Origin of the sequence: Kocuria coralli (assembly GCF_008831305.1) — a bacterium.
Lineage (GTDB): Bacteria > Actinomycetota > Actinomycetes > Actinomycetales > Micrococcaceae > Kocuria > Kocuria coralli.
In genome coordinates this window covers 1-21,172 of the sequence record NZ_ML708627.1, presented here as the reverse complement: position 1 = coordinate 21,172, position 21,172 = coordinate 1, and the positions used below count along the sequence as shown (strand labels likewise).

18 protein-coding genes are annotated in these 21,172 nt (G+C 70.0%); 5 read left to right on the top strand and 13 right to left on the bottom strand.

The window, feature by feature from the left end:
* Positions 1-84 precede the first annotated feature (84 nt).
* Positions 85-816 (bottom strand): TVP38/TMEM64 family protein, encoded by a 732-nt coding sequence (locus FCK90_RS13185; RefSeq protein ID WP_246180364.1) that lies wholly within the window; start codon positions 814-816, stop codon positions 85-87.
* 136 nt (positions 817-952) lie between these two features.
* Here FCK90_RS13185 and FCK90_RS13180 point away from each other — a divergent pair, with 136 nt between their 5' ends.
* A complete protein-coding gene (locus FCK90_RS13180) occupies positions 953-1,303 on the top strand; it encodes a DUF2200 domain-containing protein (RefSeq protein WP_158034773.1) in 351 nt (116 codons plus the stop codon).
* 2 nt (positions 1,304-1,305) lie between these two features.
* Here FCK90_RS13180 and FCK90_RS13175 read toward each other — a convergent pair whose 3' ends face one another.
* Both FCK90_RS13175 and FCK90_RS13170 read right to left on the bottom strand, forming a co-directional pair.
* Positions 1,306-1,878, bottom strand: a complete 573-nt coding sequence (locus tag FCK90_RS13175) for an ABC transporter permease (RefSeq protein ID WP_158034772.1) — start codon at positions 1,876-1,878, stop codon at positions 1,306-1,308.
* Between the two features lie 39 nt (positions 1,879-1,917).
* Positions 1,918-2,646: a hypothetical protein gene (locus FCK90_RS13170; protein ID WP_158034771.1), complete on the bottom strand. Its 729-nt coding sequence runs from the start codon at positions 2,644-2,646 to the stop codon at positions 1,918-1,920.
* Between the two features lie 213 nt (positions 2,647-2,859).
* On the opposite strand from FCK90_RS13170, the gene FCK90_RS13165 reads away from it, so the two are divergent.
* Complete coding sequence (locus FCK90_RS13165; protein ID WP_158034770.1) at positions 2,860-5,208, top strand: HelD family protein; 2,349 nt, start codon at positions 2,860-2,862, stop codon at positions 5,206-5,208.
* Between the two features lie 87 nt (positions 5,209-5,295).
* On the opposite strand, the gene FCK90_RS13160 is transcribed toward FCK90_RS13165, so the two are convergent.
* From FCK90_RS13160 to deoC, 9 genes are all read right to left on the bottom strand, one after another.
* Positions 5,296-5,967, bottom strand: a complete 672-nt coding sequence (locus FCK90_RS13160; protein ID WP_158034769.1) for a response regulator — start codon at positions 5,965-5,967, stop codon at positions 5,296-5,298.
* Positions 5,964-7,976: a sensor histidine kinase gene (locus tag FCK90_RS13155; RefSeq protein ID WP_158034768.1), complete on the bottom strand. Its 2,013-nt coding sequence runs from the start codon at positions 7,974-7,976 to the stop codon at positions 5,964-5,966. The genes FCK90_RS13160 and FCK90_RS13155 overlap by 4 nt, the downstream gene beginning before the upstream one ends.
* Positions 7,977-8,074: 98 nt before the next feature.
* Complete coding sequence (locus FCK90_RS13150) at positions 8,075-8,770, bottom strand: hypothetical protein (protein WP_158034767.1); 696 nt, start codon at positions 8,768-8,770, stop codon at positions 8,075-8,077.
* A gap of 164 nt (positions 8,771-8,934) precedes the next feature.
* Positions 8,935-10,527, bottom strand: a complete 1,593-nt coding sequence (locus FCK90_RS13145; protein WP_158034766.1) for an AbgT family transporter — start codon at positions 10,525-10,527, stop codon at positions 8,935-8,937.
* 108 nt (positions 10,528-10,635) lie between these two features.
* Complete coding sequence (locus tag FCK90_RS13140) at positions 10,636-12,012, bottom strand: M20 family metallopeptidase (RefSeq protein WP_158034765.1); 1,377 nt, start codon at positions 12,010-12,012, stop codon at positions 10,636-10,638.
* Positions 12,013-12,100: 88 nt separating this feature from the next.
* On the bottom strand, positions 12,101-13,177 hold the full coding sequence (locus tag FCK90_RS13135) for an MFS transporter (protein ID WP_220433341.1): 1,077 nt from the start codon (positions 13,175-13,177) through the stop codon (positions 12,101-12,103).
* 327 nt (positions 13,178-13,504) lie between these two features.
* The gene (deoD, locus tag FCK90_RS13130) at positions 13,505-14,215 is read right to left on the bottom strand and encodes a purine-nucleoside phosphorylase (RefSeq protein ID WP_158034764.1); all 711 of its coding nucleotides are present in this window, start codon (positions 14,213-14,215) and stop codon (positions 13,505-13,507) included.
* 151 nt (positions 14,216-14,366) lie between these two features.
* Positions 14,367-16,040, bottom strand: a complete 1,674-nt coding sequence (locus FCK90_RS13125; RefSeq protein WP_158034763.1) for a phospho-sugar mutase — start codon at positions 16,038-16,040, stop codon at positions 14,367-14,369.
* Positions 16,041-16,045: 5 nt separating this feature from the next.
* Positions 16,046-16,699, bottom strand: a complete 654-nt coding sequence (gene deoC, locus FCK90_RS13120; protein ID WP_158034762.1) for a deoxyribose-phosphate aldolase — start codon at positions 16,697-16,699, stop codon at positions 16,046-16,048.
* A gap of 229 nt (positions 16,700-16,928) precedes the next feature.
* On the opposite strand from deoC, the gene FCK90_RS13115 reads away from it, so the two are divergent.
* A complete protein-coding gene (locus FCK90_RS13115) occupies positions 16,929-17,891 on the top strand; it encodes a sugar-binding transcriptional regulator (protein ID WP_158034761.1) in 963 nt (320 codons plus the stop codon).
* A 36-nt stretch (positions 17,892-17,927) separates the two neighbouring features.
* On the opposite strand, the gene FCK90_RS13110 is transcribed toward FCK90_RS13115, so the two are convergent.
* Entirely contained in the window at positions 17,928-18,386 is a 459-nt protein-coding gene (locus FCK90_RS13110) for an ester cyclase (RefSeq protein WP_158034760.1), read from the bottom strand.
* Between the two features lie 74 nt (positions 18,387-18,460).
* Here FCK90_RS13110 and FCK90_RS13105 point away from each other — a divergent pair, with 74 nt between their 5' ends.
* Both FCK90_RS13105 and FCK90_RS13100 read left to right on the top strand, forming a co-directional pair.
* Positions 18,461-19,117, top strand: a complete 657-nt coding sequence (locus tag FCK90_RS13105; RefSeq protein ID WP_158034759.1) for a TetR/AcrR family transcriptional regulator — start codon at positions 18,461-18,463, stop codon at positions 19,115-19,117.
* A 194-nt stretch (positions 19,118-19,311) separates the two neighbouring features.
* Positions 19,312-20,967, top strand: coding sequence for an ABC-F family ATP-binding cassette domain-containing protein (locus tag FCK90_RS13100; protein ID WP_158034758.1), 1,656 nt, complete (start codon positions 19,312-19,314; stop codon positions 20,965-20,967).
* Positions 20,968-21,172 lie beyond the last annotated feature (205 nt).

The window sequence follows — 21,172 nt, the reverse complement described above, 5'->3', positions numbered from 1 at the left end:
AGTAGCAAGCCCTCTGCCGATCGGCCCCGGCATCCCGGTTGCCGGAATCTTACGCGGGTCTTACGGATGTCCTGGCTCTGGGCGTCAGGTGGGCTCGGGGTCCTGGGAGTTCTTGTTCTCGCGAGCCGCCGTACGCCAGCGGCGGGAGGCCAGGATGGTGAGCACGATGACCGTGGCCCAGGCCAGCCCGACCGTGAGGCCGTTGTACCAGGTGGCGTTGGCCACGAAGGCGCCCAGGGCCACGAGCGAGATCTGCCCCGGGATCACGGAGAGCACGCTGGCGGCCAGGTAGGCCCGGTGATCGATGCCGAAGGCGCCGCTGCCGTAGTTCACCGGCCAGTAGGGGATTCCCGGCATGAGGCGCAGGACCACCACCGCCTCGAATCCGGCACCGGCGAGATAGGACTCGACCGTGTCCGCGTGCGAGCCCAGGACGCGCCTGACCAGATCGGTGCCCAGGGCCCGGGCCAGCCAATAGCCGCCCCAGCAGCCCAGCAGCACGCCGATCACGGACAGGAGACTGCCCAGTGCGGCGCCGAAGAGAAGCCCCCCGCTGACGGCCATGACCGTGACGGGGATCGGGGTCAGGGCGACCACCGCGTAGATCCCGATGAAGACCAGCCAGGCGCCCCATCCGAAGCCGTCGATCTCCCTCTCGAGTTCGGCCGGCGAGGGCAGGTGCACGTTGAAGACGAGCCAGACCATGAACAGCAGCACCACGGCCAGCGTGCCGTTGCGGATCACGGCCTCCCAGGAGGGGCCTGAACGTCCGTGCGGACGTGCGGAGCCGCCGTCCGATGGGGGAGTCTTTTTCACGCGGTCAACCCTACGCGCTGGCCGGTACCCGCACCCGCGGGGATGACGTACCCTCGACCCGCCGGGCACGAACGCCCGGGGCAGGGACACGGCCCGTGCCCGCCGGACCCGGACGCGCATCGACGAGGGAGTTCCCATGGCTGAGCACCGCATCTTCGGCATGAGTTTCGCCAGCATCTATCCGCTCTACGTGACGAAGGTCGAGCGGAAGGGGCGCACCGAGGAGGAGCTGCAGAAGGTCATCACCTGGCTGACCGGTTACGACGAGGACGGGCTGCGGCGCGTCATCGCGGAGGAGACGGACCTGCGGACGTTCTTCGCGCAGGCACCCGCCATGAACCCGAATGCGCACCTGATCAAGGGCGTGATCTGCGGTCACCGGGTCGAGGAGATCGAGGACCCGCTCATGCAGAAGATCCGCTACCTGGACAAGCTCGTGGACGAGCTGGCCAGGGGCAAGAAGATGGAATCCATCCTGCGGGCCTGAGATCAGCGACGCTCCGGGGGCTCCTGCGTCTCGCCGAGATCCTGTTCCAGCGGCCCTCCGAGGGCCCACATGCTGGTCGTGTCGAGCTGGCCCCTCGCGGGGGAGCCCGAGGGCGGGGTCTCGGAGGCCGGCACCGCCGGGTTCCGCTGCATGATGATCCCGCTGGTCGTGGCCTCGAGGCCGAAATCGCCCAGGATGGTCTCGCGGTCCTTCTCGTGCTGGCGGCCGCTCGCCCTCTGGGCGTCCTGCATCATCGTGGTCTTGCCCCGGAGCATGCGCCGCACCCGCTGCCGTTCCCAGTACGGCTTGCCGACCAGGGTCAGCAGGAGCCCGATCACCGCGTAGCACCCCAGCATCATCCACCCTCGGGCGTAGCCGGGGCCGACGTCGTACACGAGGCGCTTGAGCATCTCCGTGATGCCGGAACCGACCACCAGGTTGTTGAGCCAGCGGAAGGGCTCCGGCATGAACCACTCGGGGAACGCCGCACCGGAGGCGGGGATGGACAAGAAGATGAAGACCGTCATGGCGGGAGCCGCGATGAACCGCCCGCAGAAGTAGCTCAACCCGTTCACGGCCAGGCCGATGGCGACAGCCCATGCCCACCCCAGGCCTCACAGCTGCCAGAAGTGACCGTCGATGGCGCCCAGCACCGGCGAGACGAGAAACGAGGTGATGAAGGACAGTACGAAGCTCACGGCGAGGATGACGGCGAACCGGACCCGGCGCGCCAGGTGACCGCCCATGAGCCCGATGAACATGGCCGCCAGATACCCGGAGATGCACCATGCCAGCATCAGGTACATGGGAGTCATGCCGACGTCTCCCGTGGGCAGCGGGGCGATGTCCTCGCGCTGCGGCGGCTCGTCCGGGCTGAGGAGCGGGTTGAGATAGAGCGGCAGGAGGTTGGCGGCCTGTGCCTGGTGCGCGGAGGCCACGATCAGCGAGTTGCTCTCGACGTCGTACGCGGCCGCGATATCGCCTGAGCGCACCTGCTGGCGGGCGGAGCCCTCGTCCGCGAGGGCGACGAACGACCAGGCTCCGGGAGCGGCCTCGTCCGCCGTCGCCTGGTAGCTCTCGACGACGCTCGTCCCGCCCACCACCCCGACGGGAACCTCTCGCGGTGCCGTGTTCTGGAAGGCGCCCACGTAGCAGAGGATGAACATGACCGCCATGAACATCGGCATCCACAGCTGGAGGAGAACCAGCTGGAGCGAGGGGTTCAGGGACGAGAACCACGTGCGGTAGGCCGACTTCTCGGGCGGGAGCGCGTGGATCCGGTCGGGGTCCACGGAACTGGGCCCGCGTCGCACATGACGCGGCGGGAGATCGTTCTTGGGCATCGGCCTCAGAGTACGCCCCCTTCGCCCCGAAAGCCCCTGACGAATCCCGTCGTCGTGAGGGCCGCTCCGAGCCTGCGCGGACCCCATTCCGCCCGCCTCAGCCCGCCCCGTATCCCGTTGCATCTTCAGGATATCCGGGCGGGCCCCTCTTGCCGCAAGCCCCGGGTCGTGAGGCAGCATGAGGCGCTTTCATCCACGACCGGGGGGCTTCCGATGCCTGAGTTCGACCTGTACCCGTTCACCCTCGACGATCACCCGGCGAAAGCCGATCCGATCCTGATCGCGGCCGACATCCGCCACTTCACCAGGATCGAGGCCAGCCTCGAACGGCAGCTCGCCGATCTCGGAGCGCGGCTCGGCGAGCTCCGCCGGACCCCGACCCGAGGCGGGCAGGCGGCCTTCGACCGCGACCTGGAGATCCACCGGCTCACCGAGCGGCAGAGACTGCTGCTGCGCTACGGCCTCGACCTGTGCCTCGGACGCGTGGAGGGGGAGCGGGGGACCTTGTACATCGGGCGTCTCTCCCTCACCGACGACGACGGCGCCCGGCTGCTGGTGGACTGGCGCGCCCCGGCGGCCGAGCCGTTCTTCGCCGCCACCCGCGCCCATCCGATGGGACTGCGCGGACGCCGTCGCTACCGCTGGACGGACCGGCGCATCACCGACTACTGGGACGAGGCCTTCACGGACGCGGCCATGACGAGCACGGCAGCGCTCGATGAGCAGTCCGCGTTCATCGCCAGCCTCGGCGCGAGCCGCTCGACGACCATGCGGGACGTGCTCGGCACGATCCAGGCCGACCAGGACGCGATCATCCGCGCCGATCCCCGGGGAGCACTGGTGGTGGACGGCGGACCGGGGACGGGCAAGACCGTCGTCGCCCTGCACCGCGCCGCCTACCTGCTGTATGCCGAGCCCAGGTTCCGGAGCGGGCACGGCGGCATCCTGTTCGTGGGCCCGTCCCGCGCCTATACGGCCTATGTGGCCGACATCCTGCCGGGCCTGGGAGAGGAGGGCGTCCGCACCTGCACGCTGGCCGACCTGGTGCCCGAAGGCGCGGAGACCTCCGTGGAAGCGGATCGGCGAGTCGCCCGGCTCAAAGGCGACGGGCGGATGCCGGGGGTGGTCGAGGCCGTGGTGCGCTCCCGGGAGCGCATCCCACGCCGCCCCGTGACCATCGAGACGGCCTGGGGCGATGTCCTGCTCACGCCGGCCCACTGGGAGGAGGCGTTCGGCGCGGCGGCCACGGACTCCACGCACAACGAGGCCCGCGAGGAGATCGGGGAGGCGCTCCTGGCCGTCCTGACCGACCGGCTTCGGGCGCGGACCATCGACCGAGAGGGCGATGCGGCTGCCTGGGGCGAGGTCCGATGGGACCAGGATCCGTGGGCGGGGGAGGGCTGGGGCGACGCGGGCGGCGCCGGAGCAAGCCCCCAGAGAGGATTCGACGACGAGGCGGAGTTCGATGCCTATGACCTCGAGGACGACCGAGAAGGGGACGAGTCCGAGGCGATGAGGCTGGGGCTGATCGAGAACAGCGAGCTGCAGGCCGCCTTCGACCGGGCCTGGCCCCTGCTGGACCCCGCAGCGCTGGTCCGAGGCCTATGGACGTCCCCGGAGCTGCTGCAGCAGCACGCCCCCTGGCTCACGGCGGACGAGGTCCACGCGCTGCAGCGCCCCGGTGACAGCCCCTGGACGCCGGAGGACCTGCCGCTGCTGGACGCGGCGCATCTGCGGGCGGGCGACCCGGGGGCGGCGGCCCGTCGCAGCCGCGACCGGGCCGAGGAGGCCTCCGACCGCGTGCGCATGGGGGAGGTCATCACCGATCTCATCGGGACGGACGACTCCGAGATGAGGGTGATGTCCATGCTGCGGGGGCAGGACCTGCGGGGCGCGCTGGCGGCTTCGACCGCGGCAGAGGTGCACCGACCCGGATCGCTCGGCGGTCCGTTCGTCCATATCGTCGTGGACGAGGCCCAGGAGCTCACCGATGCGCAGTGGCACATGCTGCTGCGCAGGAACCCGTCGGGCAGCTTCACGATCGTCGGGGACCGGGCGCAGGCGCGGCACGGCTTCGCGCAGTCGTGGGAGGACCGGCTCGGCGAGAGCGGCATGCGGTACGTGCGCCGGGCGTCGCTCACGATCAACTACCGGACACCGGCCGAGATCATGGCGGAGGCCGCCCCGGTGATCCGCACGGTGCTGCCGGATGCGAACGTCCCCCGGTCCATCCGCAGCAGCGGGGTCCCGGTACGTCGCGGGCGGGTGGCCGAACGGGACGCGATCATCGCGGCGTGGCTCGCCGCGCATGCCGAAGGAACCGCGTGCGTGATCGGGGATCCGGGCCTCGAGAGCGCCGGCCGGGTGCAAGCGCTGGAGGCGGCCGAGGCGAAGGGCCTCGAGTTCGATCTGGTGGTACTCGTGGAGCCGGGCCGGGACGGCAGCGAGTGGGGCACCGCCGGGCGGACCTGCACCGGCTGGAGCAGCGACGGGACCGAGGCCACGGTGGATCGTTACGTGGCGATGACCCGCGCCACCCGGGAACTCGTGATCCTCACCTGAAGATCCGCCGAGACGGCAGTCCGGTCGCCCATCACCGCCGATGGGCGACCGGACTGCCGTCTCGGCGTCGTTGCGGGCTCCTGAAGCTCACTCCGTACCGCCGAGCCCTTCGGAGCGGGCCCGGACGATGGCCGCCGAGCGGTCTCTCAGGGACAGCTTGGCCAGGACGGTGGCGACTGCGTTGCGGACCGTCTTGACACTGAGCGACAGGCGCCGGGCGATCGCGGCGTTGTCCAGGCCTCGGGCCACGAGGTCGAGCACCTCGCGCTCGCGTGGAGTGAGCTGCGGGAAAGGCACCCGTGCGGCCTGCCCACCACCGACGACGTAGGCCATGGCTCGTTCGGCGACCGCCGGGGACAGGATCATCTCCCCGGCTGCCACCGCGCGGAGGCCCCGCTCCACGGCGTCGGGAGGGGCCGACTTCACCAGGAACCCTCGGGCGCCGGCGCGTACGGCGGCGGCCACCGAATCGTCGTCCTCGTGCATGGAGACCACCAGGATGCGCACCTCCGGATGCGCCCGCAGCACCTCGCGCGTGAGATCGATGCCGGAACCGTCCCCGAGGTCCAGGTCCATGAGCACGACGTCGGTCCCGTGGGCCCCCGCGAAGAGCTCGCGTGCGGCCGAGGCGCTGTCCGCCTGGCCGACCACCTCGATGCCGCTCAGGGAGTTCAGCAGCGCCGTCATGCCGATCCGGAAGACGGGGTGGTCGTCCACCAGCGTCACCCGGATCCCCGCCGCGCCGTCCCGCTCGTTCATGGGAGCACCGCCATCGGCTGGAGCGGGAGCCGGGCGCGCACCAGCACCCCGGAGCCTTCAAGCGCCGGTGCGATCTCGAACGTCCCGCCCAGCTCCTGCACGCGCTCCCTCATCGAGGCGGTCCCGACGCCGTCCCGGGCCTCGACGGCGCGGCCGGTGCCCGAATCGCTGCAGGTGACGACGAGTGCCTCGGAGTCGCCGAGCAGGCCGGTCCCCTGGTCGTGGGTGACCTCCAGGAGGCAGCGATCGGCCCCCGAATGCCGGGCGGCGTTGAGCGCCGACTCCGAGAGCACGGCGTAGGCGACGGCGGCCACCCGGGGGTCCAGGGCGCGCAGGAGTTCCGGGTCCTCCAGGAGAAGGCCTTCCAGCTCGAGGACGAAACCCGCTTCGGCATGACGGGCCGCCAGCTCCCTCACGGCCACGCCCAGCCCCTGTTCCTCCAGAGTCGGGGGGAGCAGGCTGCGCGAGAGCAGACGCACGTCCTGCACCCGCTGGGCGGCCTCCTCCTGGAGGGCGACCAGTACGGCGTCCGCGGCGTCGGGATCGGCGTGCATGACGTTCCGTGCTCCCTGCAGGCCGAGCTGCAGACCGGACAGCCACGGGCCCATGCCGTCGTGCAGCTCCCTGCGGATGAGGCGTCGCTCCGCCAGGCGCGCGCTGGTCGCGGCGTCGCGGGCCCGCGCCACCTGCCGGCTCGCGCGGACCAGGCCGAGGCCCGCGGCCAGGATCGGCTGCAGCCGGTCCAGGGACTCCCGGGTACGCCGGTCCAGGAGCTCGCCGGGCCTGGGGGTCACGGCGAGCATCCCGGCCACGGTCTGTGCGCCGTCGTCGTGCTCGTGGACGGCCAGCTCGAGCGGCGGGCTCGTGGCCGTGCCCCACCGGCCGGCCGTGTTGCGGTCGTCGATCAGGGACAGGGTGACCGACTCGAGCCGCAGGGCGTCCCCCACCGCCGCCGCGAGCTGGTCCAGAGCCCGCGCGTCGTGCACGGTGGAGAGGGAGGCCCCGATGCGCAGCGCGGCGCGGCCGGGGGAGGACGCCTCGCCCCAGACGAGACGGCGGACGCGCTTCTCGAGCCACGACCTGATGGGCTGCACGGCGAGCACGACTCCCACGGCGGCGATCACCTGCGCGACCACCGAGCTGCCGACCATCCACGACGCCGCCCAGACGAGGGCCGCGTAGACCGCGGCCATGCCGAGGGTGAGCAGGCCGGCCAGGACGGCGCGGCTCACGGCGAGGTCGATGCCCCACAGGCGGTTGCGCAGCACCGTGACCAGCAGGGCCCCGGGGAACAGCGCCTGGCACGCCAGGTGCGAGACGGGCACGAGGAGCACGAGGCCGGCCGAGGTGTAGGGCACCAGGACGAGCGGCAGGAACGACAGGGCCATGAGGGTGGTGCCCGCCGCGAGCAGTCCCAGGCCGGGCCGCTCCCCGACGGGGCCGTAGCGGCGACGCCGCACGACGCCGGCCGCGGTGACCAGGCCCACCAGGACGACGGCGAGCAGGAGCATCCCGTTGTCGGCCATCGGGAAGACCACCCGCTGGACCGTGAGCGCCAGGGTGACGACGACCCCCGCGGCGAGGCCCGCCCAGGCCAGAGGCGTGAGGGGCGACTCCCGGATGAGCCAGGGGACCACCAGGAACAGCGACAGGGTCCCGGGGACCCAGGCGGAGCCGAAGAGGCCGATCCCGATCGCACCGGCCGGGACCGGATGGGTCATCGCGAACGAGGCCCAGCCGCCGCCGAGCGCCGCCAGCCCGCCCCCGATCCCCGCCAGGGCGATCAGCCATGCCACGGGATGGCTGCGGCGCCACAGGATCACCGACGCGACGCAGCCGTAGATCAGCCCGACGAGCACATCGACGACCAGGAACAGCACATCGGGGGTCAGCGGCAGACGACTGGCCAGCTGGAGGACTGCTCCGCCCAGGGCCGGCAGGGCCGCCACGACCAGCACGGCGACCGCGGTCCGCGGACGACCGGGATACCGGGCAGACGGGGTCGTCATGGACAAACCGTACAGCGCGGGAGGAGGCAGCGGTATATCCCGTGGCGCCTCCTGGGGGAGGGGCCGCGGGATACACCGGCGCAGCTGCGCGAGGGTGCTCACCGGCGGTCGCCGAGCGCGAATCCGAGGGCGACGATGAGGACCCACACGGGGCCGATGAAGCCGGCCAGGTACTGCAGCGGCGATGCGCCCGTGAGCAGGATCAGCAGCCCGAAGACCAGCGAGACCATCCCGAGCGAGCGGGGCACCGCGCGGTGCCTCAGGGCGGCGTGGGCGACGGCCATGGCCGAGAGCCCGGAACCCACCCACACCCAGGGGATCGTGGCCACCCAGTCCGTATAGAACGCCGCGGACTCCGGGACGTAGGCGGAGGGGTCCGAGAGCCCGAGGCCGAACTGGGTGTCGAGACCGCTGCCGAGCATGAGGGCCACGGCGGTGAGGACGAGCCCGCCCAGGGCGATCTGCCCGTGCAGGGATCCTTCCGGCCCCCGGTCGTCGAGACGCCGTTTGAGCCCGGCGCCGAAGACCACCAGGGCCAGGAGGGTCAGCACCGCGAGCAGGTGGAAGGCGAGGTAGGCGGGTTGTTTGCCGGACGCGTCGGCGAGCATGGCCTCGGCGTCGCCTGCGGTCAGGTCCCAGTTCACGGACGAGAGCATGCTGGCCTGGATGGTGGCCATGCCGAGCACGCCGGCGGCGACGCCGCTCCAGGCCCAGGTCCGTGGTCTGCGGCGGGCGGCGCGCGAGGGGTCCGTGGTGCCTGCGGGGAACGTTGATTCGAGGTGCTGGGTGGACATCTGAGCCTCCTGGGTCGGGCTCATCGGGAGGCGACGAGCCGGTGCCCATCAGGATTCTCCGCCGGGTGTCCCGGGCACCAGGGCGCAGGGCCCGGGAGGCCGGGCAGAACCTCCGGGCCCTTTCCGGGCCCGGAGGTTCTGGCTATCGCCCCGGCCGTCCCGCGTCAGCCCAGGAAGAAGTCGGTGCCCGGTCCCAGCGGCAGATCCAGGAAGTAGAACACGGCCAGGATGACCGTCCACACGATCCAGAACGGGATGACGAACGGCAGCATGCGCGCGATCAGGGAGCCCAGACCCGCTTCCGGCTCGTATTTCCTGAGCAGGCCGAGCAGGACCACCATGTACGGGTTCATGGGGGTGATGACCTGGGTGGCCGAGTCGCCGACCCGGAAGGCGGCCTGCGTCGCTGCGGGCTCGTAGCCCAGGATCGCGAACATGGGCACGAAGACCGCGGCCATGATGGTCCACATCCCCGAGCCGGAGATGATGAACAGGTTCAGGAAGCTGGCCAGGAGGATGAAGCCGACCAGCGCCGGGAAGCCGGTCAGCCCGAGACCCTGGAGAGCTCCCGCTCCGGTCACGGCGATCCACGAGCCGATGCCGGACCAGTTGAAGAGGGCGATGAACTGCCCGAGGATGAACGCCAGCACGATAAAGGGCAGCATCTCCTTGAGCGCGTCGCTCATCATCCGCACCATGTCCTTGGTCGAGCGCAGCGTGCCCACCACCCAGCCGTAGGCGACGCCCACGACCACGAAGTAGGCGAAGACCAGGAAGACGATGGATTGGAGCAGCGGTGAGGCGGGGAGGAAACCACCCTCCTCGTTCCGCCACGGGGAGGTCGGCACCAGGGTCGCCACCAGCACGACGGCGGTCAGCAGTGCCGCGCTGACGACGGCGACCAGCAGACCCTTGTTCTCCGCGGGGGTCAGCTTGGCGCGCATGTGCTCTGCGTCGGTGCCGTCGCCGCCCGCCTGGCCGGACTCGTCGAAGACCTCGTCCACGGGAACGCCCTGACGCACCATCCGCGGCTCGATGACCTTGTCGATGATGAAACCGGCCACGAAGCCCAGCACGATGGAGGACACGATGTTGAACCACCAGTTGGACACGGGGTTCACCGGGGTCGCCTCGATACCGGGCAGGGACTCCATGACGGAGTTGGTGATCCCGGCGAAGAGCGCGTCGAGGCTGGTGGGGAAGATATTCGTGGAATAGCCGGCGCCTGCGGCGGCGAAGCCTCCCAGGAGCCCCGCGACGGGGTGGCGGCCCGCGGCCTTGAACACGAGCGCGGCCAGCGGCGGGATCACCACGAAGGCGGAGTCCGCCATGACGGAGGCGACCACGCCCACGAAGCCCACCACGTAGGGGAGCAGCCGGGCGGGGGAGGAGCCGAACAGCTTGCGCACCGCGGCGGAGAGCATGCCCGAATGCTGGGCGATGCCGATCGCGAGCAGGATGGGCATGACGGTCATCAGGGGCGGGAAGCCGATGTAGTTCTCACCCAGGCTGGTGGTCAGCCAGGTGAGCCCTTCGGCCGTGAACAGCCCCTTGATGACGGTGGGCTCGCTGGAGCCGGGGACCTCGACGATGACCCCGCCCCATTCCATCGCCGTGGAGACGATGCCCGTGACGAGGAACAGCAGGAGGAACAGCATGAACGGTTCGGGCAGTTTGTTGCCCACGCGTTCGACGCCGCTCAGGAGCCTGTCCATGCGGGTCGGCTGAAGCGTGTTCTCCGGAGACGGGGTGTTCATGGGTGCTCCATCCGGCTATGGGCCTGGTGCGGGCGACCGTGGTGGAAACGGTGCGCGGGGTTGATCGGGGGTGATCGAGGTGGAGGAGGGAAGGCGCGGCGAGGGCGGTCAGCTGAAGTAGCGTTCCACGTCGATCGCACCGCCGGCCGCCTCGAACTCCGCCGAGACCGCGTCGGCCAGTTCGGGGTCGTGCAGGACGTCGAGCAGCGTGGCCGCCAGTCCGTAGGCGCCGTCTGCCGCTGCGGACTTCGCCCGGTCGGAGACCGCGGCCTGTGCGAACTCGCGGGTGTGCAGGGCCACCTCGGCGTCGCTGACCTTGATGAGAGGGTGCAGGCCGGGCAGGCGGTAGCTCACGTTGCCGAAGTCGGTGGAGGCCGCGATGGTCTCCGAGACCACGCCGCGCGGCAGGGGATCGCGTCCCCGCCTGCGCTGGGCCTGCACCCATCGGCCGGTAAGGGCCTCGTTAGTCCGCACCGGCAGCGACGGCGGGTGGTTGTCCCAGCTGACGGTCACTCCGCAGCCGGTCATGAGGGCCGCCCCGCGAGCGATGTCCTCGATCCGGCTGGAGAGGTCCCGGAGGGTGGCCGGGGCTGGCGAACGGACGTACATCTCGAGCCGTGCCAGATCGGGGATGATGCTGGCGCGGTCGCCCCCGGAGGTCAGGATTGCATGGATGCGGTCCGTGGGTGGGATCTGCTGGCGCAGCAGCCCGATGCCCTGGTACATGAGGGAGGCCGCGTCCAGGGCGTTGCGGCCCATGAACGGCTGCGCGGAGGCGTGGGCCGTCCGGCCGTGGAAGTCGACGGTCAGCGTACGGCGGCCCAGCCACAGCTGGTCGGCCAGGTCGTAGCCGTAGCCGTGGGCCATGACGGCGGCGTCGAGCCCGTCGAAGGCTCGGTGACGGGCCATCACCTCCTTGCCGCTGTGCCCCTCCTCGGCCGGGGTGCCGAGGTAGACGATGCGCCCGGGCACTGCCGAGGAGTCCTCCTCTGCGAGCTTCGCGAGCCCCAGGAAGGCGCCCAGCCCCATCACGGCGATGACGTTGTGCCCGCATCCGTGCCCGATCCCCGGCAGCGCGTCGTACTCCGAGAGCACGGCGAGGGTGGGGCCGTCCGCACCGGCGCCGCTGCGCGGTGCGAGCTCTGCGCGGATCGCCGTCTCCACGCCGTGGGCGCCGAGCTGCGCCTCGATGCCGTGGCGGGCGAGGACGTCCACGATGGCCTTGCTGGAGCGGTACTCCTCGAAGGCCGTCTCGGGGTGCTCGGCGAGGTCGAGCATGAGCTCGACGAGCTCCTCCCGGACGCCGTCGATATGTGCCTCGAGCCGCGCGAGCAGGTCCTCGCCGGCACCGGCGAAGGCGGAACCGGGATGCCGGGCGGTCGTGAGAGCGGACTCCGTGGCCGCCTGGAGATGATCCGCGTAGAGCGTCGAGGGTTCGACGGGGCGGGAGAGATCCCGCCCCGTCGCATCAGAGGTATGAGACATGAAAGTCAAGCTAGACGACGAGTATTGCGTCGATGTGACGCCACGCCGATGGGGTTGCCGGGGCCGCCCCCGGCCCCGGCAACCGCCGTCAGCGGGTGGTGAGGTCGGTCCCGGGGGCGTCTTCCCGGTGCAGGGTCTTCGCGAACGCCAGGTACATCAGCACCGCCAGGACGGCCACGAGCGCGAGGATCATGAGGACCGAGGCGAACGGGGTGCCGGCCTCGGAGGCGAACGGCGCCATGAAGCCCAGGTCGAGCGAGAGCAGCCTGAACGTGTAGGCGATGCCGATCGGGACGGCCATGTTGATGGTGAGGTTGTAGAACCCGATCGCCACGCCGGCCTTCTCCGCCGGGATGCCCCGTACGGCCGTGCTGACCAGCGGCGCGTACATGAGGGCGAAGCCGGAGGGGAACATCACCATGGACAGGACGTAGAGGATGCTCGGTGCGTCCACGAAGAACGCGGGCAGCAGCAGCGCCCCCGTGATCAGCGCCAGGGCGAGCAGCAGGGCCTGGTGCGAGCTGAGCACCTTCGCGATCTGCCCGCTGAAGACGCCGACGAGCACCGCGCTGATGTAACCGGCCACGAGCAGCAGGGAGGACTGCGCCTCGGCCATGCCGTGCAGGCCGTTCATCAGCACCGGGAAGGTGACCACGTAGCCCAGCTGCACCGAGTACATGACGAACACGATGAGGATGACGAGCGTGTACCGCTTGTTGGCGAAGAAGGCCGGGGTGATCAGCGCGTTGGGATTGCGCGAGATGTGCCAGGCGAACAGTACGACCGCGGCGATCGCCGCGACGAGGTAGAGCCACTGGAAGGCCTGCAGGAACATGATGATCCCGCCGGCCGCCACGGCGATCAGGAACAGGCCGAAGACATCCAGGTTCGAGGACCGGGTGTCCTCGTCGGGCACGGTCTTGAACACGACCGGAAGCGCCAGCAGGGGCAGCAGCGCCACGAGGAACAGCACCGGCCAGGCGACGTACGTGGCGATGAAGCCGCCGCCCACCACGCCGAGCAGGAGCGACAGCTGGAACGCCGCGGCGCTGAAGCCGAGGTAGGTCTTCTGCGCGTCGCCCTTGAAGTGCTTGGTCACCCAGATGACGTACAGCGTCTCGGCCGCCGCGAGCCCCGCTGTCTGCACGATACGGCCGGTGAGCACCAGCGGCCAGATGCCCCTGGAAGGCGAATCCGACCACGGAGCCCGCGCAGATCAGCAGGATCGCGAAGATGATGAGCTTACGGATGCTGATCGCGTCGGCCATCGCCGAGTAGACGACCGCGCCGATGCCGATCAGGATGCCGGGGATCGTAGCCTGCAGCCCCGCCTCGTTGAGCGTGATCCCCAGCGACTCCGAGATCGGCTGGCTGACGTACTTGAACCCGTTGTCGATCACCAGGGAGAAGACGAACACGGCGAGCAGGATGGGCACCGCCCGCCTGGCCATCGCCTCCGTGACGACCTTGTTCCCGCTTTTGCTCCCGCTGCTCATGCCAGCTCCAATGCGATCTCGATCATGTCCTTGAACGCCGTCTGCCGTTCCTGCGGCGTCGTCTGGGCGTGGGTGAGCAGGTTGTCGCTGACCGTGAAGATCCCGAGGGCGTCGACGCCGGCGGCGGCCGCGTTGACGAACAGTCCCGCCGACTCCATCTCGACGGCGAGCACGCCGAGCTTGCGCCACGGCTCCATGGCATCGGGGTCGGCGTTGTAGAACACGTCGGAGGAGAGCACGTTGCCCACATGGGTGCGCTGCCCGCGTTCGTCGGCGGCCCGCTTGGCCTGCTCGAGGAGGCGGTAGGAGGACAGCGGCGCGAACGTTCCCGGGACGCCGAACTGGTGGAGGTAGTTGGAGTCGGTCGAGGCGCCCTGGGCGATCACGACGTCGTAGAGGTCCATGCCCTCCTGCATCGCCCCGCAGCTGCCGACCCGAACCAGGTTCTTCACGCCAAAGAAGTGGATCAGCTCGTAGGTGTAGAGCGAGATCGAGGGGATCCCCATGCCGGTGCCCATGACCGAGACCTGCTTGCCCCGGTAGGTGCCGGTGAAGCCGAGCATGTTGCGGACCTCGTTGAAGCACTGGACGCCGTCGAGGTAGGTCTCGGCGATGAACTTCGCGCGCAGGGGATCGCCGGGAAGCAGGATGGTCTCCGCGATCTCCACGCCGTGCGGGTCGATATGGGGTGTGCTGGTGGTCGTCATCTCAGGACTCCGTCGTTCGAAGATGTGGGTGCTTGAAGATAGGTACAGCGGGTAAAGCGGGATCGAGGAGGCACCCGGCCGGACGACCGGGTGGTTCAGCGCAGGCGGTTCAGCGCAGATGGATCAGTGCCGGCGGTTCAGTGCAGGCGCCTCAGAAGCCGAGGGCGGCGGTGACGTCGGCCCGGATGGACTCGAGGCGCTCGGCGGCCGCGGCCCGCGGTACCTCGTCGCCCTCGCAGGGGAGGACGACCTCGAGATAGCACTTGAGCTTGGGCTCGGTGCCCGAGGGGCGCACGATCACGCGGTCGCCCGCCTCGGTGAGGTAGAGGAGACCGTCGGTCGGCGGCAGCTCGTCGCTTCCCTCGGCCAGGTCCCTCGCCTCCACGACCGGCGATCCGGCCAGCTGAGCGATGCCCCGGGCACGAAGGCGTGCCATGCCGTCGGAGATCATCGAGAGGTCCGGTACCCGGAAGCTCAGCGGGCCGGTGGCGTGCAGGCCGTGAGCACGCGCCAGGTCGTCGAGGAGGTCCTCGACGGTGCGACCCTCCTGGGCGAGGTCGTCCACGAGCGTCGCCGCGCGGACCATGGCCCCGATGCCGTCCTTGTCGTGGACCGCGGCCGGGTCGGTGCAGTAGCCGATCGCCTCCTCGTAGCCGAAGCGGATGCCCGGGGTCCGGGCGATCCACTTGAAACCGGTCAGGGTGGCCGCGTGCTTCAGGCCGTGGGCTTCGGCGATGCGCCCGAGCAGCCTGCTGGAGACGATCGAGCACGCGAGGGTGTCCCCTTCGCGCGTGTCGTCCGTCGCCGCCTGCTCGCCGAGGACCGCCCCGATCTCGTCGCCGGTCAGCTGGCGCCACGACCCGTCGTGCAGGGGAATCGCCACCGAGCAGCGGTCGGCGTCGGGGTCCAGGGCGATGACCACGTCGGCCGAGACCTCGCGGGCGAGGTCCAGCGCGAGGTCGATGGCGCCCGGTTCCTCCGGATTCGGGAACGAGACCGTGGGGAAGTCCGGGTCGGGCTGCGCCTGCGCAGCGACGACATGCACGTCGGCGAAGCCCGCCCGGTGCAGGACCTGCTGCGCGATCTCGCCGCCCACGCCGTGCATGGGGGTGAGGACGACGCGGGTGCCGGACGGCTCGGTGGACGGGCGGCGCGAGGCCGCGCGGGCGATATAGCCCTGCACGACCTCATCGCCTGCCGGCTCGATCCCCTCGGCCGAGAGCGGCACCTGGTCGGCGGGCGGCGATGCGGCGATGCGCGCCGCGATCTCCGCATCGGCCGGTGGCACGATCTGCACGCCCCGCCCGTCCTCGTCGGCGGCACGGCCCCCGAGGTAGACCTTGTAGCCGTTGTCGGCCGGCGGGTTGTGGGAGGCCGTGATCATGATCCCCGCATCGGCGTCGAGGGCCCGCACGGCGTAGGCGGTCATGGGGGTGGGGAGCTGTTTCGGCAGGGTCAGCACGGTGGCACCGCTCGCGGCCAGGACCCCCGCCGCGGCGTCCATGAACGGGCTCGAACCGTGCCGGGCGTCGCAGCCCAGCACCACGCGGGCACCCGGGCCCAGGGTGTCGAGCAGGTACCGGGCCAGGCCGGCGGTCGCCCGCGTCACGACGGCGACGTTCATCCGGGATTCGCCCGCACCCACCGCACCGCGAAGGCCCGCGGTGCCGAAGGTCAGGGGACCGCTGAAGCGCGACTCCAGTTCGGTGAGCGCCGAGGGGTCGCCCTGTTCTGCGGCGCGGGTCAGCGCGGTCAGCTCGGAGCGGGTCGCGGGATCCGGATCGTGCTCGATCCAGGCCTGGGCTCTCTCGATCGCGTCGGTCATGGGGCTCACGCTTCCAGCCCGGCGAGGATCGCCGCGGAGGAGGACAGGCCGAGGCGGGTGGCTCCGGCCTCCAGCATCGCACGTGCCGTCTCGGCGTCGCGGATGCCGCCGGAGGCCTTGACCCCCAGCCGGCCGCCGACGGTGCGGGCCATCAGCTCGACGGCGTGGGTGCTCGCCCCGCCGGCGGGATGGAAACCCGTGGAGGTCTTCACGAAGTCCGCGCCTGCGGCTTCGGCGGCGCGGGAGCAGCCCACGATCTGGTCGTCGGTGAGCGCCGCGGACTCGATGATCACCTTGAGCACGACGGGGGAGGGGCATGCTTCGCGGACCGCGCGGATCTCGGCCTGGACGGCGTCGAAGTCCCCGGTCACGGCATTGGCCAGGTTGATCACCATGTCGACCTCGTCGGCGCCCCTGCCGACCGAATCCGCTGCTTCGGCCGCCTTGATCTCGGGGTGATGCGCCCCGGACGGGAAACCGCACACGGTGGCAACGTGGAGGCCCTCAGGGGTCTCGACGGGCAGGAGGCTCGGCGAGACGCAGACCGAGTAGACACCGAGTTCGGCGGCCTCCGCCACCAGAGCTCTCACGTCCTCAGCGGTCGACGTGGGCTTGAGCAGCGTGTGGTCGATCAGAGCAGCGACCTCGTTCCGGTTCATGGCATCCCTTTCGCAACCTCGCGGACAGCCGCGGAGCGAGGACCGCCACCGCCGCTGGTGACACTTGTTCCCGGAGTCGAGAACATTTGTGAATCATAGGACCGGGTGAAGAGCCGGTCAATGGTGTCCTCGGAGGTTGCCTCCCGCTGAACGCACCGGTCCGGAACACGGCTGCCGTAGAGTTGCTGCCGCGTCAGTTCCCACAGCAGACAGGAAGCGGATCATCGCCATGGAACCCCGGGAGGCCCAGGCCCTGGATGCCGCGAAGCTGTACTACGGGCTCGGCTGCTCCCAGGACGAGGTCTCCCGCGCGCTGGGAGTCTCGCGCCCGACCGTGTCGAAGCTGATCCAGCTGGCCAAGGATCGGGGCTACGTCGAGATCCGGATCCGGGATCCGCGTGAGTCCGCGTCCGAGCTGGCGGACCGCCTGCGGGAGCGGTTCGGACTCGACGAGGTGCGCCTGGCCACCGGGCCCGCCCAGGGCGACCTGCTGACGGAGGCCATCGGAAGGCTGGCGGCGCGGCTCATCGAGGAGAACGTCCACGACGGCGATCTCATAGGCCTCTCCTGGGGCAGGACGCTGTATGCCGTGGCGCAGCAGCTCGTCCCGACGGCGCGCAGGGGCGTCCAGATCGTGGAACTCAAGGGCGGGATCCCCCTTCACTCCCGACGGACGCTCGAGTACGAGACGATGACCTATTTCTGCGAGGCGTTCGACGCCTATCCACGGGCTCTCGTGGTGCCCGTGCTCTTCGAGCACGCCGAGACCCGCCGGGCCGTCGAGGCGGAGTCCCATGTCCAGGCCGTCCTGGAGCTGGGACGGCAGGCCGGCACCGCGATCTTCACGGTCGGCGGCACCTCGCCCGATTCCACCCTGTTCGGCTCGGAGCATCTGCTGGCCTCGGACCGCGAGTTCCTGCTGAAGCACGCGGCCGGGGACATCTTCTCCCGCTTCTACGACGATGCGGGTCGCGAGTGCCTTCCCAGCCTGGCCGAACGGACCATCGCCCTCTCGCTCGAGGAACTGCAGGTCAAAGAACGGCGGATCTGCGTGGCCGCCGGGCGCAGCAAGGTCAGGGCCCTCCACACCGCGCTGGAGGCCGGGTTCGTATCGCACCTGGTGACCGACGAGGCCACGGCGGAGCTGGTGCTGAGCGCGCCGGGGCGTGCAACGGGATTGCCGTCCCGGTAACGGCCAGGTTTCGATGAAGGCGATTGCGGGCCGGTGTCACTCCGGCTGTACCGGCATCGGCAGCGCGCCGATCTGCTGGAGCACGCCCAGCTCGTTCCTGACGCCCCAGTGCTCTGCCAGCCGGTCGCCCTCGGTGCGGTAGATGTGGATCGTGTCCATCGAGTAGGGGCGCCCGGCGAACTCCTCGCCCTGGACGGCCGCGACCGAGGTGCCATACGCCACGGCCCGGAAGACGATCCTGTCCCCGGTCACGATCTGGTCCTTGAGCTCGTAACGGATCGACAGCACTTGCGTCACGTAGGTGAGGATCTGCCGGTAGCCCTCAGGGCCGGGAGGCAGCGGGAACGGAGAGCCGTGGTCGACGAAATCGGAGGTCACGGCCTCCGTCAGACAGCTGAGATCCTTCGAGTTGATCGCCTCGAAGACGGCATGCGCGGCCGGTAGGGCGGCGTTCGCGCTGCGGCTGAGGTTCGTGGTTGCGGTGGTCGTGGTCATGACAACTCCCCGAGTTGATAGAATTTCGATGGAATGAAATTCCAGTGGAATAAGATTCCATCCAAAGGAGGACGATGTCAACCCCTCGTCGCTACGACAACACCCGCCGTGCCGAGGCCGCTCGCCGGACCCGCGGACAGATCCTGGAGGCGGCCCGCGAGCAGTTCCTCGACACCGGCTACCACAGCACGACGGTCGCTGCCCTCGCGCGCGCCGCGCAGGTCAGCCCGCAGACGATCTACAACGCCTTCGGCGGCAAGGCCGAGGTGCTCAAGGCGCTGTACGACGTGCTTCTGGCCGGTGACGACGAACCGATCCCCATGCGAGAGAGGCCCGAGATCATCCGGGTGACGGCGCAGCCCGACCGTTCCGCCACGCTGCGCGCGTACGCAGCGGCGGCGCGAACCTTCATCGAACGCACCGGGCCTCTGATCTGGATGGTCCTCGCCGAGGGAGCGGGGCAGGACGCCGAACTGCGTGCTTTCCTGGAGACGATCGACCGCGAGCGACGGATCGGCAACACCGGCGTGGTGGAGCACATCGCGAACCGGTTCGGACTCGGCGACGGTGTCACGGTGGAACGAGCCGTCGACCTCGTCTGGACGCTCACTTCGCCGGAGAACGCGGACCGGCTCGTCCGCCGCTGCGGTTGGACCCCTGCCGACTACGAGCGGTGGCTGGCCGAGGGTCTCGTCACCGGCCTGCGGATCCTGAGCCGTCCGGCCGCGTGACTCCGGGCGGCTCCTGGGACGCTGGAGGCCGGCTGGGCGCCCTTGGTACCCTGATATCGACCTGATGCTCTGAGTAAGGACACGTCATCATGCTGATCCACGACCGTATGGCCGCGTTCCCCACGCGCTGACGTCGTCGATCGCCCCATCGCGGGCTCCGTTGTCAGCGCGACCGCTGATACCCCAGGAGCCTCATGTCTTTCCCGCAGAAGCCGGCTGTCACGCTGGCGGACCTCTCCTTCACCTGGCCGGACGGCAGCACGGCGATCCGTGACCTCACGGCCGCCTTCAACGCAGGCCGTACCGGGCTGATCGGCTCGAACGGATCGGGCAAGAGCACATTGCTGCGTCTGATCGCAGGCGACCTCACGCCGGTCTCGGGAACCGTGACGGTCACGGGCCGGGTCGGTTACCTGCCTCAGCACCTCACCCTGCGAACCGGCGCGACGGTCGTCGAGCTGCTCGGGGTGGACAGGACCGTTGCTGCGCTGCACGCCATAGAGGCCGGCGACGCCGATCCACGCCATTTCGACACCCTGGGCGACGACTGGGACGTGGAAGCCCGTACCCTGGCTGCCCTGGACAGGATCGGGTTGCCGGACATCGGCCTGGAACGTCCGGCGGGAACGCTGTCCGGGGGAGAGACGATCCTCGCTGCGCTCGCGGGATTGCAGCTGTCGGGCGATGAGGTCGTCCTGCTGGACGAGCCGACGAACAACCTCGATCGCCATGCCCGCCAGCTCCTGTACGAGGCGATCACCTCCTGGAGGGGTGCGCTCGTCGTCGTCAGCCACGATGTCGCGCTACTCGATCTCATGGACGACACCGCGGAGCTGCGGTACGGTTCGCTCGCCGTCTTCGGCGGCAACTACGGCGCGTTCCAGGAGCATCTCGCCGTCGAACAGGCGGCGGCCGAGCAGGCGCTGCACACGGCCGAGCAGCAGCTGCGGACCGAGCGGCGGCAGCGCGTGGAGGCGCAGACCAAGCTGGCCCGCCGTCAGCGATACGCCCGCACGGACTTCGAGAACAAGCGCAAGCCGAAGATGATCATGAACAACCGCAAGCAGGAGGCCCAGGTCTCTGCCGGAAAGCTGCGCGGGCAACTCGATCACAAGGTCGACGCCGCACAGGAGGCCGTCGCCGAGCGGGAGAAACGCCTCCGCCGCGACCCCACCATCACCATCGCCCTGCCGGATCCGCGGGTTCCGGCAGGGCGCCGATTGGCGGAACTGCGTGACGGCCGCGGTCGGGCGTTCACGTTCCAGGGGCCGGAACGCATCGCTCTGACCGGTCGCAACGGCATCGGCAAGACCCGGCTGCTCGAGGCCCTCGTTCCCCCAGCACCTGCGGATTCCACCGAACCCCGGAACCACGGGGTGGAGGCCCTGGCGTACACGGACCGTATCGGCTATCTCCCGCAGCGCCTCGACCACCTGGACGACGAGGCCACGATCCTCGACACCGTGCGACGGGCCGCGCCTTCGACACCGGACGGGGAGCTGCGGGCAGGACTCGCGCGATTCCTGTTCCGTGGCGATCTCATCCACCGCCCGGTCGGGGACCTGTCCGGTGGCGAACGGTTCCGGGTCGCCCTGGCCACAGTGCTGCTGGCCGACCCACCGCATCAGCTGATCGTGCTGGACGAGCCGACCAACAACCTCGATCTGCACAGCATGGACGAACTCGTGGCCGCCCTGTCCGACTACCGCGGAGGTCTTCTCGTGGTCAGCCACGACGACGTCTTCCTGACCCGCCTCGGCATCGGCACCTGGCTCGGCCTGGACGACCGTGGCCTCACCCGGGGCGAGGCGCCCGCGTCATCTTCTGGGGTCGATGACCACTTTGCCTGAGGTGCCTCGTGCCGCGATCGCGGACAGCAGGCCGATGGTTCCCGCTCCGATGACGACGACCTTCGCGCCGTTCAGGTCCCGTGCGCCCGGCCAGTGCATCAACCGTAGCGAGAGCCAACCGGAATGGGGCCTGGAGATGCCGCCGAATATGGACTTTGGTCCTGGGAAAGATCATTCCTAGTGTCGCGTGTCGTTAGTTCCTGAA

Coding starts and splice junctions, on each gene's coding strand:
- deoC (WP_158034762.1), bottom strand. CDS start 16,699: ATGAACCGGAACGAGGTCGCTGCTCTGATCGACCACACGCTGCTCAAG.
- FCK90_RS13160 (WP_158034769.1), bottom strand. CDS start 5,967: ATGAACGAGCGGGACGGCGCGGCGGGGATCCGGGTGACGCTGGTGGAC.
- FCK90_RS13100 (WP_158034758.1), top strand. CDS start 19,312: ATGTCTTTCCCGCAGAAGCCGGCTGTCACGCTGGCGGACCTCTCCTTC.
- FCK90_RS13150 (WP_158034767.1), bottom strand. CDS start 8,770: ATGTCCACCCAGCACCTCGAATCAACGTTCCCCGCAGGCACCACGGAC.
- FCK90_RS13145 (WP_158034766.1), bottom strand. CDS start 10,527: ATGAACACCCCGTCTCCGGAGAACACGCTTCAGCCGACCCGCATGGAC.
- FCK90_RS13155 (WP_158034768.1), bottom strand. CDS start 7,976: ATGACGACCCCGTCTGCCCGGTATCCCGGTCGTCCGCGGACCGCGGTC.
- FCK90_RS13180 (WP_158034773.1), top strand. CDS start 953: ATGGCTGAGCACCGCATCTTCGGCATGAGTTTCGCCAGCATCTATCCG.
- FCK90_RS13115 (WP_158034761.1), top strand. CDS start 16,929: ATGGAACCCCGGGAGGCCCAGGCCCTGGATGCCGCGAAGCTGTACTAC.
- FCK90_RS13125 (WP_158034763.1), bottom strand. CDS start 16,040: ATGACCGACGCGATCGAGAGAGCCCAGGCCTGGATCGAGCACGATCCG.
- FCK90_RS13140 (WP_158034765.1), bottom strand. CDS start 12,012: ATGTCTCATACCTCTGATGCGACGGGGCGGGATCTCTCCCGCCCCGTC.
- FCK90_RS13105 (WP_158034759.1), top strand. CDS start 18,461: ATGTCAACCCCTCGTCGCTACGACAACACCCGCCGTGCCGAGGCCGCT.
- deoD (WP_158034764.1), bottom strand. CDS start 14,215: ATGACGACCACCAGCACACCCCATATCGACCCGCACGGCGTGGAGATC.
- FCK90_RS13165 (WP_158034770.1), top strand. CDS start 2,860: ATGCCTGAGTTCGACCTGTACCCGTTCACCCTCGACGATCACCCGGCG.
- FCK90_RS13110 (WP_158034760.1), bottom strand. CDS start 18,386: ATGACCACGACCACCGCAACCACGAACCTCAGCCGCAGCGCGAACGCC.
- FCK90_RS13170 (WP_158034771.1), bottom strand. CDS start 2,646: ATGCCCAAGAACGATCTCCCGCCGCGTCATGTGCGACGCGGGCCCAGT.